A 15,685-nucleotide genomic window follows, 5' to 3' on the forward strand; every position below is an offset into this window, starting at 1 on the left:
TCGCGTCCACCGGCCCATTCCACGAGGCCCGGACGTCATGGCACCCGGGCCTGATGGCCGGGCGCGCTGTCGACAGGTCCTCGGACTGACTCCCATACGCGCATAAGCAGGCATGAGTACACCGTTGCGGGACAGTTCCGGATTCGCACCGGATTCCCCTGCGGCGACAGCGAGCATGAGCATACATCTTGTGCCGGGCCGGGGAGACGCCCCCATATGTTGTGTCGCGCCGGTTTCGCAGCGTCAACTCATAGGTGAGGAGAGTGATGTCGTCCAGGTCCGGGAGCGGTTCCGGTCACGCACGGGAGCGGGCCGCCGACGTGATGGTTCGTCGGCGGCCCGCTCCGGGGTGTGCGCGCGGTTTCCCGCGTTCCGGTGGGGCGTCTGTCAGTGAGCGGATCCGGCGGTCGCCGGGGGCAGTTCGACCTGCACGCCGGGGTCGCCCGCGTCCGCCGTGTAGTCCTCCGGGGACGTCTCGTCGACGCCGTCCGGGGCCTTCATCGCCTTCAGGGCGAAGGTGAGGACCACCGTCACCACGACGTTCAGGACGAACGCCGTGAGGCCGATGTACCCGATCTCCCCGATGCCGGGGATCTCCTTCGACGAGCCGCCGAAGTGCTTCTGGGTCGGCGAGGCGACGCCGTACGCGGCGACCGTGCCGTAGACCATGCCGACGGCCCAGCCGGCCAGCAGGGCCCAGCGGTGGAACCAGCGGGTGAACAGACCGCCGACCAGCGCCGGGAAGGTCTGCAGGATCCAGATGCCGCCCAGGAGCTGGAAGTTGATGGCGACCGTCTTGTCCATGGTGAGGACGAAGGCCAGGGCGCCGACCTTCACCAGCAGGGAGACCAGCTTGGAGACCTTGGTCTCCTGCGCCGGGGTGGCGTCGGGCTTGATGAAGTCCTTGTAGATGTTGCGGGTGAAGAGGTTCGCGGCCGCGATGGACATGATGGCCGCGGGCACCAGCGCGCCGATGCCGATCGCCGCGAAGGCCACGCCCGCGAACCAGTCCGGGAACATCGTCTCGAACAGCTGCGGAATCGCCAGCTGCCCGTTCTGCACCTTGATCCCGGCCGCGATCGCCATGAACCCGAGCAGCGCCAGCAGACCCAGCATCAGCGAGTACAGCGGCAGGATCGTGGTGTTGCGGCGGATCACCTCACGGCTCTTCGAGGACAGCGTCGCCGTGATCGAGTGCGGGTACATGAAGAGGGCCAGGGCGGAGCCCAACGCCAGCGTGGCGTACGTCCACTGGCCGGCCTCGGCCGGTACCAGCGCACCGCGTGGCGCGCCCGTCGCCGGGTTGGTCTGGCCGTACGCCTCGCTCGCCTTGGCGAAGATGTCGTCGAAGCCGCCCAGTTTGATCGGGATGTAGATGATCGCCACCGCGATGACGATGTAGATCAGCGTGTCCTTCACGAACGCGATGAGCGCCGGGGCCCGAAGACCCGACGAGTACGTGTACGCCGCGAGCACGCCGAACGCGATCAGCAGCGGCAGGTCCTTGATGAACCAGTTGGTGTCCTCGCCGCCGCCGACGCCCATCACGTCCAGCACGGCCTGGATGCCGACCAGTTGGAGCGCGATGTACGGCATCGTGGCCAGGATGCCGGTCAGCGCCACTGCCAGGGAGAGGCCCTTCGAGCCGAAGCGGCCGCGCACGAAGTCCGAGGTCGTCACGTACCCGTGCTTGTGCGAGACCGACCACAGGCGGGGCAGGAAGGTGAAGATCAGCGGGTAGACCAGGATGGTGTAGGGCACCGCGAAGAACCCGGCCGCGCCGGCCGCGTAGATCGCCGCGGGCACGGCGACGAAGGTGTACGCGGTGTACAGGTCGCCGCCGAGCAGGAACCAGGTGACCCAGGTGCCGAACGACCGGCCGCCCAGGCCCCATTCGTCGAGGCTGTCGCTCTCGGCCTTCCGCCAGCGGGCGGCCAGGAAGCCCATGACCGTGACGGCCAGGAAGAAGAAGATGAAGACGGCGAGTGCGACGCCGTTCACGCCGTCGTTCATTCCGCCACACCTCCCTTCCGGGACGAGCGGCCGCGCTGGTCACGCCGCCACAGCTGGTACGCGATCATCGTCAGCGCGGTGGAGATCAGCACCCACGCCATCTGGTACCAGTAGAAGAACGGGATGCCGATGAAGGCCGGGTCGGTCTTCGCGTAGGAGCCCACCCACAGCATCGCCACGAAGGGCACGAAAAGGCAGAGGGCGATGACCACGCGGACCGGTGTCACCACCGGTGGTCTCGCTTCGGGTGCTTCTGGCATTCCGTGGCTCCGTCCCCTCGCTGATCACCTGTGTAACGCGCTGGAATCTAGGCGACGGTGTCAGCAGAGCGGAAGACCTCGTCCGCATATCGGTATGTGGCGGTTCTGTGTCCGCCCCGGACCGCCTTCCGCCGTTGTCAGCAGTCTCGTTCGGACGCGCGCGGTACGCGCCGGGGGTCCTCCCGTCCACGCGGAGACGGGAGGACCGCGGGGCAGGAACGGCGGTCGCCGTCGCGCTGCACCGCGCGCACTACTCGACGGGCCTCTTGAGGCGGGCCACGAACTTGTAGCGGTCCCCCCGGTACACCGAGCGCACCCATTCCACCGGCTGTCCCGTCCGGTCCAGGGAGTGGCGGGAGAGCATCAGCATCGGCAGGCCGACGTCGGTACCGAGCAGGCCGGCCTCGCGCGGGGTGGCCAGCGAGGTCTCGATGGTCTCCTCGGCCTCGGCGAGATGGACGTCGTAGACCTCGGCGAGCGCGGTGTACAGGGAGGTGTACTTGACCAGGGACCTGCGCAGCGCCGGGAAGCGCTTCGCGCTCAGGTGGGTCGTCTCGATGGCCATCGGCTCGCCGTTGGCCATGCGCAGGCGTTCGATGCGCAGCACCCGGCCGCCCGCGGTGATGTCGAGCAGTCCGGCGAGGCGGTCGTCGGCGGTGATGTAGCCGATGTCGAGCAGCTGGGAGGTGGGTTCGAGGCCCTGGGCGCGCATGTCCTCTGTGTAAGAGGTGAGTTGGAGCGCCTGGGAGACCTTCGGCTTGGCCACGAAGGTGCCCTTGCCCTGGATGCGCTCGAGGCGCCCCTCGACGACCAGCTCCTGAAGGGCCTGGCGCACGGTGGTGCGCGAGGTGTCGAACTCGGCGGCCAGCGTGCGCTCGGGCGGTACGGGGGTGCCGGGCGACTGCGTCTCCGTCATGTCGAGCAGGTGCTTCTTCAAGCGGTAGTACTTGGGCACGCGCGCGGTACGGACGGTCGCCCCACCCTCGTTCTCCGCACTGCTGACGTCGGTGCTCATGTTCTGCCTTCCCGGCTCCGGATGCGGCTCACATCGTGGCACGGCAGCGTACCGGCATCTTCCCCGCACGCTCCGTGATCCCTTCTGTATACCGTCGCGGACCTTTCTGGTCTAGTCCACCAAGCAAGTGGTCTACCGGAAGTATGCCCTCCGGGACGGTGTTTTCGCTGGCTTCTTACTTAAAGGTTCCTGCATATATAGGTCGCATAACGGCTGGTCAGAGCCATTCGAGGACCCTTGACAGGCGGGTTGGCCTGAGTCAAGCTCCCGGTACTGGTCTACACCATTGGTCCAGGTCCCGGCCCCACGTTCACCGCGGGGAGCAGGGGGGTTTGTGGCATCCCTGAGGAGGGTGGCGTGAAGCGCAAGCTGATAGCCGCGATCGGTATCGCGGGCATGATGGTCTCCATCGCGGCGTGCGGGGACGACGGTGGCAGCGGGGGCTCGGACAAGAGCGGGGCGGACGCCAAGGAGCTGACCGTCTGGCTCACCGTCGACGCACAGAACAACTGGCCGGAGCTGGTGAAGGCGGCCGACGCCGCGGTGACGAAGAAGCACCCCGGCATCAAGATCAACCACGAGTACTACGGCTGGCCGGACAAGAACACCAAGCTGGACGCCGTCCTCGCCACCGACAAGGCCCCCGACGTGGTCGAGATGGGCAACACCGAGATGCTCGGCTACATGGTCAAGGGCGCCTTCGCCCCCCTCGACACCTCCAAGTTCGACAACTCCTCCGCCTGGCTGGACGGCCTCAAGGCCTCGGTCACCTACGAGGACAAGACGTACGGCGTTCCCTACTACGCCGGCGGCCGCGTCGCCAACTGGCGCAAGGACCTCTTCGCCTCGGTCGGCGTGAAGTCCACCCCGAAGACGTACGACGAGCTCACCGCCGCCCTGGACAAGGTCCAGAAGAAGGAGGGCGACAAGTTCAGCGCCTGGTACCAGCCCACCCGTGACTGGTACGCGGCGATGTCCTTCGTCTACGACGCCGGCGGCTCCATCGCCGTCGAGTCGGGCGGCCAGTGGAAGGGCAACCTCTCCTCGCCCGAGTCCGTCAAGGGCCTCGAGGCGTTCAAGAACGTCGTCGACACGTACATGCACGGCGACAAGACCAAGGACGAGTCCGACCGCTACATCGTCTACGGGCAGGGCAAGTCCGGCATGATCTTCGCCCCCGCCTGGGAGGGCGCGACCGCCGCCGCCAAGGAGAACGACAAGACCGGCAAGCTCAAGGGCAACGTCGAGAACTTCGTGATGCCCGGCCCGTCCGGCAAGAACCTCCCCGTCTTCCTCGGCGGCTCGGACCTCGCCGTCCCGGTGAAGTCCGACGCGCAGGCCGTCGCCGCCGAGTGGATCAACGCCTTCACCGGCTCCTCCGGCCAGAAGGGCCTGATCGCCAAGGGCAACCTGCCCAACAACAAGACCGACCTCGCCACGCTCAAGGACGACCCGGCGACGGCGGTCCCGGCCACCGCTGCCGAGTCCAACTGGTTCGTGCCGATGGCGCCGGGCTGGGGCCAGGTCGAGAAGGCCCAGGTCCTGCAGACCATGCTGCAGAGCATCGGCACCGGCAAGAAGTCGGTCGAGGCCGCCGCGAAGGAAGCGGACGCCGCGATCGACAAGGTCATCAACAACAAGTGACCGACGGCGGGGCCCCGTTGAGAGCGCGGGGCCCCGCTTCTCGTACGAACGGCCCGCCGGTGCGGGGCGTCGCCGCGTACCGGGGCCGCGTACGAGTGCTGCGAACGACCTGAGGGACCGCTGAGGAGCGCGCGGATGAGTGCCGACACGACCACCCCTGCCAAGGTGCCGCCACCGCGGCAGGCGCCGCCACCACCGGCCGTCGCGAAGCGGCCACCCGGAAAGCCGGCCTCGGGCGCGGCGGGCACCCCCTGGCTGCTGCTCGCCCCCTGCCTGCTGATCCTGGCCCTCGTCCTCGGCTATCCGCTGGTCCGCCTGGTCACCCTCTCCTTCCAGAAGTTCGGGCAGTCCCAGCTGTGGGGCTTCCAGCCGGCCGAGTCGGTCGGGTTCGACAACTTCGGCAAGGTGCTGGGCGACGGCGAGTTCTGGGCGGTCGTCGTAAGGACGATCGTCTTCGCGGCCGGCTGCGTGATCTTCACGATGGTCATCGGCATGCTGATCGCGCTGCTGCTCCAGCGGGTCTCCGGCTGGGTGAAGACCCTCGTCAACATCGCGTTGGTGGCCAGCTGGGGCATGCCGATCATCGTCGCCACCACCGTCTTCAAGTGGCTGTTCGACGCGGACTACGGCATCCTCAACGCGCTGCTCAGCAAGCTGCCGGGTGTGGAGATGATCGGCCACAACTGGTTCGCCAGCGGGCCGCAGGGCCTGGCCGTGATCATGCTTCTGGTGGTCTGGGGGGCCGTGCCCTTCGTCGTCATCACGCTGAGCGCCGGTCTCACCCAGGTCCCCAAGGAACTGGAGGAGGCGGCCCGTCTCGACGGCGCCGGCGCCTGGGGCGTCTTCCGGTACGTCACCCTGCCCATCCTCAAACCGATCATCGTGATGCTCACGACCCTGTCGGTCATCTGGGACATGGGCGTCTTCCCGCAGGTCTTCGTGATGCGCAACGGCCACCCCGAGGCCGAGTTCCAGATCCTGACGACCTACTCCTACGACCGCGCCTTCGTCGTCAACGACTACGCGCAGGGCTCGGCGATCGCCCTGCTCACCGTGGTGCTGCTGCTCGGCGTGGTCGCCGTCTACATGCGCCAGATGCTGAAGATCGGAGAGGTCGAATGAGCACGCCCGTCGCCCCTCGGAGGTCGCGGTCCGGCTGGAACCTCCTCGGGCTCCTCGTCTTCGTCACCGCCGGCTTCCCCGTCTACTGGATGCTCAACACGGCCTTCAAGCCGGCCAAGGACGCCATCGACCCGGACCCGAGCGTGCTGCCCACGGGCCTCACGCTCTCCAACTTCAGCCGCGCGCTTGACATCGCCGACTTCTGGGGCCCGGTCGGCCGCAGCCTCGTCGTGTCCCTCGCCGTGGTCGTGATCGGCATGGTCGTGGGCATGCTGGCGGCGCTCGCCATCTCCCGCTTCGCCTTCCGCGGCCGGAAGATCGTGATCGTGGGCATCCTCGCGGTCCAGATGGTCCCGCTGGTCGCCATGATCATCCCGGTGTTCCTGCTGCTCAACGACCTCGGCCAGTACGACAGGCTGACCGGCCTGATCATCACCTACCTCACCTTCATCCTCCCCTTCACGGTGTGGACGCTGCGCGGCTTCATCGTCAACATCCCGAAGGAACTGGAGGAGGCGGCGATGGTCGACGGCTGTTCCCGCACCACCGCCTTCATCCGGGTCGTCTTCCCGCTGCTCGCCCCCGGCATGGTCGCCACCTCGGTCTACGGCTTCATCCAGGCGTGGAACGAGTACCTGTACGCCCTCATGCTCCTCAGCCAGAAGAACCAGACCGCGACCGTCTGGCTCGGCAACTTCACCACCAAGCACGGCACCGAATACGCCCCGATGATGGCCGGATCCACCATGATGGCCGTGCCGATCGTCGTCCTCTTCCTCCTCGTCCAGCGCAAGATGGCCGCGGGTCTGACCGCGGGCGCCGTGAAGGGATAACGCCCCCGATGACGACATTCGCCAGCGGAACCGACACCCTGACCCGTGACGCGCTGACCGTCCTGCAACCCGGCTTCACGGGCACCACCGCCCCCGACTGGCTGCTGCGCCGCCTGGGCGAGGGCCTCGCCTCGGTCGGTCTGTTCGGCCGCAACATCGCGACGCCCGAACAGCTCGCGTCCCTGACCGCCCAGTTGCGCGCCGAACGCGACGACGTCCTGGTCGCGATAGACGAGGAGGGCGGGGACGTGACGCGCCTGGAGGTGCGCACCGGCTCCAGCTTCCCCGGCAACCACGCGCTGGGCGCCGTCGACGACGTGGAGCTCACACGGGACGTGGCCCTGGAACTGGGCCGCCGCCTCGCCGCCTGCGGGGTGAACCTCAACTGGGCCCCGTCCGCCGACGTGAACTCCAACCCCGGGAACCCGGTGATCGGCGTCCGGTCCTTCGGCGCCGACCCCGACCTGGTCGCCCGGCACACCGCCGCCTACGTCACCGGCCTCCAGTCCGCCGGAGTCGCCGCCTGCACCAAGCACTTCCCTGGCCACGGCGACACGGCGGTCGACTCCCACCACGCGCTGCCCCGCATCGACGTGGACGCGGCGACGCTGCGCGAACGTGAACTGGCCCCCTTCCGCGCGGCGATCACCGCCGGCACCCGGTCGATCATGACCGCCCACATCCTGGTCCCGGCCCTGGACCCGGAACGCCCGGCCACCCTGTCCCGCCGGATCCTCACCGACCTGCTCCGCGGCGAACTCGGCTACGACGGCCTGATCGTCACGGACGGCATGGAGATGCAGGCCATCGCCGGCACCTACGGCATCGAACGCGGCAGCGTCCTCGCCCTCGCCGCCGGAGCCGACGCCATCTGCGTGGGCGGCGGCCTCGCCGACGATGCCACGGTGCGCCGCCTGCGCGACGCCCTGGTCACCGCCGTACGCACCGGCGAACTCCCCGAGGAACGCCTGGCAGAAGCGGCGGAACGGGTACGGGGGATGGCGGCCTGGACGGCCTCTGCGTCGGCATCGACATCGGTGCCTGCATCGGCGTCCGCATCGGTATCACCGGTGTCACCGGTATCGGCGTTGTCGCCGTCGGCGACCAGCGCGGGGACCAGCGCGGCGGATGGCACGGCGGTCGGGTCGGCGGGAGCCGCGGTGGGCGTGGCGGCCGGGCAACCGGCAGGAGACGTGACCGGGCCGCCGGCAGGAGATCCGGCAGGAGACCCGGCAGGGCATCCGGCAGGGCATCCGGCAGAGAGCGTGCCGGGCAGCGTGACCGGAACCGGCTCTCGGGGCGCTGCCGCGCGCGACGTCGGCCTCCGCGCCGCCCGCCGCGCCCTGCGCCTCACCGGCGCCGAGCACTTCACCCCGCTCACCGAAGCGCCCTACGTCGCCGCGCTCACCCCCGTCGCCAACATCGCCGTCGGCGACGAGACCCCGTGGGGCGTCGCCGCGGAGCTCTCCCGACTCCTCCCCGGCACGGAGACGGGCAGTTACGCGGGGGAGGAGGCGGCCGCCGCGGCCCTGGCCTCGGCCGGCCCGCGCCGCATCGTCGCCGTCGTCCGCGACGAACACCGTCACCCCTGGATGGCCGCCACCCTCGACACCCTGCTGGCGGCCCGCCCCGACACCATCGTCGTCGAGATGGGGCTCCCCCAGGCCACCCCCCGAGGCGCCCTGCACATCGCCACCCACGGCGCGGCCCGAGTCTGCGGTCGCGCGGCGGCGGAGGTCATCGCCGGGGTGTAGCCGGACGGCAGGGGGTGCGTGGCGAACGGGGTGCCCCGCACACATGCCGCCGTACGACAGCCGCCATGAGAAAAGCGCCGGCCCGCTGGATCAGAGCGCCGGCGCCTTTCCGCGGTCGACTGCGGGGCGGCTAGATCCCCTGCCAGTCCGGCTTGTTGGCGTAGGTGTGCCGGAAGTAGTCCGCGAGCTTCAGCTTGGAGGCGGCGGCGTCGTCCACGACGACCGTGGCGTGCGGGTGGAGCTGGAGCGCCGAGGCCGGGCACACCGCGGCGACCGGACCCTCGACGGTCGCGGCGACCGCGTCCGCCTTGCCCTCGCCCGTCGCCAGCAGCACCAGGTGCCGGGCCTCCAGGATCGTCCCGATGCCCTGCGTGATGACGTGGTGCGGGACCTGCTCGATGTCGCCGTCGAAGAACCGCGCGTTGTCGATCCGCGTCTGCTCGGTCAGCGTCTTGATCCGCGTACGCGAGGCCAGCGACGAACAGGGCTCGTTGAACCCGATGTGCCCGTCGGTCCCGATCCCCAGCACCTGGAGGTCCACCCCGCCGGCCTCCGCCAGCGCCCGGTCGTACGCCTCGCTCGCCCCCTGCACGTCCTCGGCCGTACCGTCCGGCCCCATGAACGCGTCCATCCCGATGCCGAGGGGCTCCAGCACCTCGCGCCTGAGTACCGAGCGGTACGACTCCGGGTGCTCGGCCGGCAGCCCCACGTACTCGTCGAGCTGGGCGATCCGGGCCCGCGACGCGTCCACGGCACCGGAACGCACCTTCGCCGCCAACGCCTCGTAGATGGGCAGCGGTGTCGACCCCGTGGCCACGCCGAGCAGGGCGCCGGGCTTGTGCCGGAGCAACTGCGCCATGGCCTCGGCGATGAGCTCGCCGCCCGACTTGGCGTCCGGAACGATGACAACTTCCACGCTGGGCCTGCCGATCTGAAGAGAAGGTCGGAAGAGAACGGTCCGAGGAGAACGTCCGACGAGAACGTACGAGGAGATCCGGGTATCCGAAGAGGGCTGGGTATCCGAAGAGGGCTGGGGAGGTGAGTCGACCGGCCCGAAAAGGACCATGTGGTTTAGACCAATCTAACAGAGGTGGGTCCCGCGAGCCCAGGCGACTCAAGCCCTCTCGTCACCAGGTCGGCCAACGTCCGTGGGTGGCGCACCTAGGTCAGTGAACCTCCCGTCACGTCCACCCAGCTCCCCGTCACCCACCGGCCGGCGTCCGACGCCAGGAACGCCACCACGTCCGCCACATCGGCCGTCTCGCCCACCCTGCCCAGCGCCGATAGCGCCGCCGCGTCAGCCCACGCGCCCTCGCTCCGGTGCAGCAGCTCATATGTGTTGTCGGTGGCGATGATTCCCGGTGCCACGGAGTTCACGGTGATGTTCCGGGGGCCCAGGACCTTCGACAGATCCCGGGAGAGCAGGTCCAGCGCTCCCTTGGTCATCGCGTACGCCACGTTGTCCGGCATCGCCGCTGTCCGGGCGAGCCCCGACGAGATGTTGATGACCCGGCCGCCGTCGCGCAGGCGGGGCAGACCGTGCTTGACGAGGAAGAACGGCGCCTTCACATTCACCGCGAAGACCCGGTCGTACTCCTTCTCGTCGATCTCGCCGATCGGCCTGGCGCTCCCGATTCCGGCGTTGTTCACCAGGATGTCCAGCCCGTCCGCGTGCCGGTCGAACTCCTTCCACAGGGCCTCCGCGTCTCCCGGCAGCCCCAGTTCGACCCCGATCGTGAAGGCCGAGCCCCCGGCCGCCTCGATCGCGGCCACCGTCTCCTTCGCCGCGGCCTCGTTCCGTCCGTAGTGCACCGCGACCCGGGCGCCGTCGCGCCCCAGTCGCTCGGCGATTCCCCGGCCGATGCCCCTGCTCGCCCCAGTGACCAGAGCCGTCCTGCCTGCAAGCACGCCCATGGCGGCGCCCCCTTCTCATTTCCCTAGCGGTCGCTACAGAAAGGACCGTACAGCACGGCCCGTCCATTTCTCTAGCACCCGCTATACAATTCACTCCATGGTGCGCAGCGAGGAGACGAAACCGCAGGTCAGGCCAGCATCCAAGCCGCGTGGCCGACCGCGCTCCTTCGATCGCGAGACGGCGCTGGAGAAGGCGCTCCTGGCCTTCTGGGAGCACGGGTACGAGGCCACGTCGGTCTCCGACCTCACCCGCGTCATGGACATCGGGGCCCCTAGTCTCTACGCGGCCTTCGGCGACAAGCGGTCACTGTTCGAGGAGGTCGTGCGCGAGTACGGCGCGAGGTACGGCTCCTTCGGCGACCGCGCCCTCGCCGAGGAACCGACCGCCCGCGCCGCCGTCGCGCGCACGCTCCGGGAGGCCGCCGTCGAGTACACCGACCCCGCCCACCCCTACGGCTGCCTCGTCATCCACGCGGCCATCAACTGCACGACCCCCGAGGTCGAGCAGTCGCTGCGCGAGCGGCGCAACGCCAACATCGCCGCGTTCGAGAGCCGCATCAGGGCCGACATCGCCGCGGGCGAACTGCCGCCCGGCACCGACGCGGCCGCCCTCGCCCGGCATGCGGGCGCGATGATCCAGGGCATGTCGCAACAGGCGCGCGACGGCGCGAGTCAGGGGGAGTTGGAGGCGCTCGCGGAAATTGCCATGGCTATCTGGCCCCGCACATGAACCCACACGGGTTAGGCTGCGTGATGGTTGCCAGGGCGTCCTACTGGCCGGGACAGCAACGGCGCCTCGCCGAAAAGTCCCAACAACAAACAGCCTTCAACGCATGGACACACGCAGTGGTCTAGTCCACAATGCGTAGAGAACAAGTAAAAACGCACATGCTTCCGCCTTCCCCGCACAGGAAGGCGGACCGAGGAACCGGTGCTCTCTGCCCTGACTGCCCCGGCTCCTCATCCTCGGCCTACCGGGACCGCACACCCCGCGGCCGATTTGCTCCGGGCTGCGGTGCCGGGAGGGTTGAGGGTCCCTCCCAGGCGCCGCGGCCCGCGGGTGTTTTCGGGGCCCGTTCCGTGCGCCGCCGGTTTTTAGGCCCAGCACATACCCCCAGGTACGCTCGCACTCGTGCCCTCCATGAACGAACTCGTACGCCAGCACACGGCCCTCGACGACTCCGACCTCGAGTGGCTGCACCTGCTGGTCTCGGAGTGGCAGCTGCTCTCCGACCTCTCCTTCGCCGACCTCGTCCTGTGGGTCCCGACCCGCGACGGCACCCGCTATGTCTCCGTCGCCCAGATGCGGCCCAACACCGGCCCCACCTCGTACCAGGACGACATGGTCGGCCACCTCGTCCCGCGCGGCCGCCGCCCCCTGCTGGACGCCGCCCTGGACGAGGGCCGGATCGTGCGCGAGGGCGACCCGGAGTGGCGCGAGGAGGTCCCCGTCCGTGTCGAGTCCATCCCCGTGCGGCGGGAGGGGCGCGTCCTCGGTGTCATCGCGCGCAACACCAACCTCCTCACCGTGCGTACCCCGAGCCGCCTGGAGCTGACGTACCTCCAGAGCGCCTCGGACCTCGCGCAGATGATCGCGGCCGGATCCTTCCCGTTCGCGAACCAGCAGGTCGACATGGACGCCTCGCCCCGCGTCGGCGACGGTCTGATCCGGGTCGACGCGGACGGTGTCGTCCAGTACGCCTCACCGAACGCACTGTCCGCCTACCACCGGATGGGCCTCGCCGCCGACCTCGTCGGCCACCACCTCGGAAAGACCACCGCCGAACTCGCCCCCACCCAGGGGCCGGTGGACGAGGCACTCGCCAAGGTGGCCAGCGGGTGGGCGCCGCGCGAGTTCGAGATCGAGGCCCACGACGGAGTGATCCAGTTCCGGGCGATCCCGCTCAAGCCCAAGGGCACCCGTATCGGTTCGCTGGTCCTCCTGCGTGACGTCACCGAACTGCGGCGCCGCGAGCGTGAGTTGATCACCAAGGACGCGACCATCCGGGAGATCCACCACCGCGTCAAGAACAACCTTCAGACGGTGGCGGCGCTGCTCAGGCTCCAGGCCCGGCGCATCGACTCCGACCGTGGCCGGGAAGCTCTGGAAGAGGCGGTCCGACGCGTCGGATCGATTGCGATCGTGCACGAGACGCTCTCCCAGAACCTGGACGAGCGAGTGGAGTTCGACGAGATCGCCGACCGGGTCCTCGCGATGGTCGCCGAGATCTCGCCGGGCAAGGTCACCGGCCGGCGCAGCGGTCGCTTCGGCATCCTGGACGCGGAGGTCGCCACTCCTCTGTCCATGGTCCTGACCGAGATCCTCCAGAACGCCCTGGAACACGGCTTCCGTGAGGGGGAGACGGGCACCGTAGAGGTCTCCGCCGTCCGTGGTGGCACCACCAAGGAGGCCCGCCTCCTCGTCACCGTCCAGGACGACGGCGTCGGTCTGCCCGAGGGCTTCGACCCGCACACCGCGGGAAACCTCGGCCTGCAGATCGTACGAACCCTGGTGGAGGGCGAGTTGGGCGGCACGTTCGACATGGTCCCGGCGCCGGAGCGGGGAACCCAGGTGATCCTGGACATCCCGGTACGCGCGCACAAGTAGGCCGGCGCCGCGGGTGCGGGTGGCGCTGCCGGCCGGAGAGCACAGAGTCCGAACAACAAAGGGCCCGGACAGCAAAGAGCCCCGGACCGTTCAGGTCCGGGGCTCAACATGCTCGTTGCCAGCTTGTGCTGCGCATCGGGGGTACTGCGCGCTGCGGCTCGGGGGCGGGAGATGCGTACTCGCTGTACGCGCCGCCAAGCTCAGGCTGTCGCGGGGCGGGTGTGTCAGGCGGAGGCCTGACGGGCCCGGTTGCGGGCGGCGCGGCGCTTCATGGCGCGGCGCTCGTCCTCGCTGAGACCACCCCAGACGCCGGAGTCCTGGCCGGACTCGAGCGCCCACTGCAGGCACTGCTCCATAACCGGGCAGCGACGGCAGACGGCCTTGGCTTCCTCGATCTGCAGCAGCGCAGGACCGGTGTTGCCGATGGGGAAGAAGAGCTCGGGGTCTTCCTCGCGGCAAACGGCGTTGTGACGCCAGTCCATGGCTGCTACCTCTCCTTGGTATTACGTGCAGGTTGCTTGTGAATGTGAACGCTTTCACGAATCCCTCAACAAGTGAAGGGCCGACTGCCAGGTTCCCTGGCGTGGTCCTGTGGATTGAAGAGGGGTTCCGGTGATCTTGTTGAGGCCGGTGTTGCGGGCCGTCTCGATCGCCACGTAGAGACTCGCAAACCTCAGCGGCGGATACAACCCCTACCGGAAAGTTTTTTTTGATTCCTCGGTGTCGACTAGGTCACAGCCGTACTTCCATGGGGTGGACCCGCGCCTAAACGTTCGAGTGAAAGGACTTACGCCCTTTCTGCTCACACAATCACACGCAGTGCACGGCGTACGCCTGTGAACGTCACGCTCGTACGCAGCCCTAGGTGGTCGCCGTCCATCTGGAGGGGGAGCGGCACCTTCGAATGCAAGGTGAACTGGTCCTGGTCGTGCAGGGAGACCGCGTGCTTTCCGTGCGGTCCCCGCTCGGGGGACGAAGTGAGCAACTGGGTGCCATACCGGGCAACCGCGGTCGTCGTCATACGGCTGAGACCGAGTACGTCGAGGCCTTTATCGAACGAGGCCTTAGGTGACGCGTACATCGGGTGATTGCCCAGGAAGGTCCACGGAGAGGTGTTCGAGACTATGGAAAGCACCAGATCGGTCACCGGCTCGGCATCCGGCCTTTCCAGCGTGATCGTCCCGTGCCGGCGGTGCGTCTCGCCGAAGAACTGGCGCAGCGCCTGACGTACGTAGAGCGCGTGGGTGGACTTCCTGCCGCGTTCCCGGTGCTGCTCGACCCGTCCGACCACGCCCGCGTCGAAGCCGAGGCCCGCGTTGAAGGTGAACCAGCGCGACGGCACGGCCTCGTCGTCCGTACCGGGGGTGCCTGAGGTCAGGCCCAGGCCGACCGTGCGCTCACGGCCCTCGCGCAGGGCGTCCAGCAGGGCGCCGGTGGCCTCCACCGCGTCGTTGGGCAGTCCGAGGGCGCGGGCGAAGACGTTCGTCGAGCCGCCGGGGACCACCGCGAGGCCGGGCAGGCGCTCGGGGTCGGGGCCGGCGTGCAGGAGGCCGTTGACCACCTCGTTGACCGTGCCGTCACCGCCGAGGGCCACGATCAGGTCCACGTCCGCGCTCTCCGCCGCCTGGCGGCCCAGGTCGCGCGCGTGGCCGCGGTACTCGGTGGTGACCGCCTCCAGCTTCATCTCGCTCGCAAGCGCGTGGATCAGGACATCGCGCGTACGTGCGCTTGTGGTGGTTGCCGCCGGATTGACCACGAGAAGTGCACGCATGAGTTGCAGCGTACCTACTGGGTGGTACCGGGCACAGGGCGAGGTAGGGATCAAGTAAGACTTCCGGCGTGAACCTCACCACGGCGGCCTGTCGGCCGAGGGCTACCCTTCAGGGGTGAGCGCTGAGCAGACCCCCACCCCCGAAGCCGCGGAAGCCGCCCGAGAGGCGGGGCCCCGTCCCGGTCGGCTGACCGCCGCGGCGGCACTGGCCGCGCTGGAGGGGCTCGCCCTGGCCGTCGGTGGCGCGTGGATGCTGGTGGAGGGATTCGCGGGCGACCCGGACGACCGGCGGTCGGCCGTCACCGGGGGCGTCACCCTGATCGTGCTCGCGCTGCTGCCGCTGCTCGCGGCGCGCGGGCTGCTCGCCCGGCGCAGCTGGAGCCGTGGCCCGGCCGTCATCACCCAGATCATGGCGCTGCCGGTGGCCTACAACCTGCTCCAGGCCGACAGTGTGGCGATCCCGGCGGGGATCGCGCTCGCGGTCGTGGCCCTGGCCGCGCTGGTCCTGCTGGTCAACGGGGAGACGACCCGGGCCCTGGGGATCCGGGGACCGGGGAACGCGCAGAAGTAACGCCCTGGGGCCGAGAGCCTCGAGAGGTGCCTCCAGGGAGGCGGCCGCGGGTGTCCGCACGGGCCTGGCGTCCGGAGAGGCAGCCGCAGGCGTCGGTCGTGTCGGTCGTGTCGGTCGTGTCGGTCATCGGGCGTGCCCGCCGGGAAGACAGCCACGCCGTCGGCCCTTGGGAGCGGTCTC

General features: G+C 69.1%; 14 protein-coding genes and 1 riboswitch. Of the genes, 7 read left to right on the top strand and 7 right to left on the bottom strand.

Going from position 1 to position 15,685, the window contains the following annotated elements:
- Positions 1-54 precede the first annotated feature (54 nt).
- Positions 55-183, bottom strand: a riboswitch (cobalamin riboswitch).
- 204 nt (positions 184-387) lie between these two features.
- From mctP to AQJ84_RS13690, 3 genes are all read right to left on the bottom strand, one after another.
- Positions 388-2,013: a monocarboxylate uptake permease MctP gene (mctP, locus tag AQJ84_RS13680; RefSeq protein WP_030038235.1), complete on the bottom strand. Its 1,626-nt coding sequence runs from the start codon at positions 2,011-2,013 to the stop codon at positions 388-390.
- Positions 2,010-2,273, bottom strand: a complete 264-nt coding sequence (locus AQJ84_RS13685) for a DUF3311 domain-containing protein (protein ID WP_078631555.1) — start codon at positions 2,271-2,273, stop codon at positions 2,010-2,012. The genes mctP and AQJ84_RS13685 overlap by 4 nt, the downstream gene beginning before the upstream one ends.
- Positions 2,274-2,523: 250 nt before the next feature.
- Positions 2,524-3,288: a GntR family transcriptional regulator gene (locus AQJ84_RS13690; RefSeq protein WP_030038233.1), complete on the bottom strand. Its 765-nt coding sequence runs from the start codon at positions 3,286-3,288 to the stop codon at positions 2,524-2,526.
- A 357-nt stretch (positions 3,289-3,645) separates the two neighbouring features.
- Between AQJ84_RS13690 and AQJ84_RS13695 the strand changes: the two genes are divergently transcribed.
- From AQJ84_RS13695 to AQJ84_RS13710, 4 genes are all read left to right on the top strand, one after another.
- Positions 3,646-4,932 carry an extracellular solute-binding protein gene (locus tag AQJ84_RS13695; RefSeq protein ID WP_030038232.1) on the top strand — a complete coding sequence of 429 codons (1,287 nt, stop codon included), beginning with the start codon at positions 3,646-3,648 and terminating at the stop codon, positions 4,930-4,932.
- A gap of 135 nt (positions 4,933-5,067) precedes the next feature.
- Entirely contained in the window at positions 5,068-6,054 is a 987-nt protein-coding gene (locus tag AQJ84_RS13700) for a carbohydrate ABC transporter permease (RefSeq protein ID WP_030038231.1), read from the top strand.
- The gene (locus AQJ84_RS13705; RefSeq protein WP_030038230.1) at positions 6,051-6,887 is read left to right on the top strand and encodes a carbohydrate ABC transporter permease; all 837 of its coding nucleotides are present in this window, start codon (positions 6,051-6,053) and stop codon (positions 6,885-6,887) included. The genes AQJ84_RS13700 and AQJ84_RS13705 overlap by 4 nt, the downstream gene beginning before the upstream one ends.
- A gap of 8 nt (positions 6,888-6,895) precedes the next feature.
- On the top strand, positions 6,896-8,641 hold the full coding sequence (locus AQJ84_RS13710) for a glycoside hydrolase family 3 protein (RefSeq protein ID WP_030038229.1): 1,746 nt from the start codon (positions 6,896-6,898) through the stop codon (positions 8,639-8,641).
- Between the two features lie 130 nt (positions 8,642-8,771).
- On the opposite strand, the gene nagB is transcribed toward AQJ84_RS13710, so the two are convergent.
- Together nagB and AQJ84_RS13720 are read right to left on the bottom strand one after the other, a co-directional pair.
- Positions 8,772-9,557, bottom strand: coding sequence for a glucosamine-6-phosphate deaminase (gene nagB, locus AQJ84_RS13715; protein WP_030038228.1), 786 nt, complete (start codon positions 9,555-9,557; stop codon positions 8,772-8,774).
- Positions 9,558-9,802: 245 nt separating this feature from the next.
- Complete coding sequence (locus AQJ84_RS13720) at positions 9,803-10,555, bottom strand: SDR family oxidoreductase (protein ID WP_030038227.1); 753 nt, start codon at positions 10,553-10,555, stop codon at positions 9,803-9,805.
- A gap of 97 nt (positions 10,556-10,652) precedes the next feature.
- On the opposite strand from AQJ84_RS13720, the gene AQJ84_RS13725 reads away from it, so the two are divergent.
- Both AQJ84_RS13725 and AQJ84_RS13730 read left to right on the top strand, forming a co-directional pair.
- Positions 10,653-11,285 carry a TetR/AcrR family transcriptional regulator gene (locus AQJ84_RS13725; protein ID WP_030038226.1) on the top strand — a complete coding sequence of 211 codons (633 nt, stop codon included), beginning with the start codon at positions 10,653-10,655 and terminating at the stop codon, positions 11,283-11,285.
- A 411-nt stretch (positions 11,286-11,696) separates the two neighbouring features.
- A complete protein-coding gene (locus AQJ84_RS13730) occupies positions 11,697-13,163 on the top strand; it encodes a sensor histidine kinase (RefSeq protein WP_030038225.1) in 1,467 nt (488 codons plus the stop codon).
- A gap of 224 nt (positions 13,164-13,387) precedes the next feature.
- Here the strand turns inward: AQJ84_RS13730 and AQJ84_RS13735 are convergent, their stop codons facing one another.
- Together AQJ84_RS13735 and AQJ84_RS13740 are read right to left on the bottom strand one after the other, a co-directional pair.
- Positions 13,388-13,645 (bottom strand): WhiB family transcriptional regulator, encoded by a 258-nt coding sequence (locus AQJ84_RS13735; RefSeq protein WP_016639615.1) that lies wholly within the window; start codon positions 13,643-13,645, stop codon positions 13,388-13,390.
- A gap of 320 nt (positions 13,646-13,965) precedes the next feature.
- On the bottom strand, positions 13,966-14,934 hold the full coding sequence (locus tag AQJ84_RS13740; protein WP_030038224.1) for a diacylglycerol/lipid kinase family protein: 969 nt from the start codon (positions 14,932-14,934) through the stop codon (positions 13,966-13,968).
- A gap of 115 nt (positions 14,935-15,049) precedes the next feature.
- Between AQJ84_RS13740 and AQJ84_RS13745 the strand changes: the two genes are divergently transcribed.
- Positions 15,050-15,505, top strand: coding sequence for a hypothetical protein (locus AQJ84_RS13745; protein WP_030038223.1), 456 nt, complete (start codon positions 15,050-15,052; stop codon positions 15,503-15,505).
- Positions 15,506-15,685: the final 180 nt, after the last annotated feature.

The sequence above is a fragment of the Streptomyces resistomycificus genome, from assembly GCF_001514265.1.
GTDB classification, from domain to species: domain Bacteria; phylum Actinomycetota; class Actinomycetes; order Streptomycetales; family Streptomycetaceae; genus Streptomyces; species Streptomyces resistomycificus.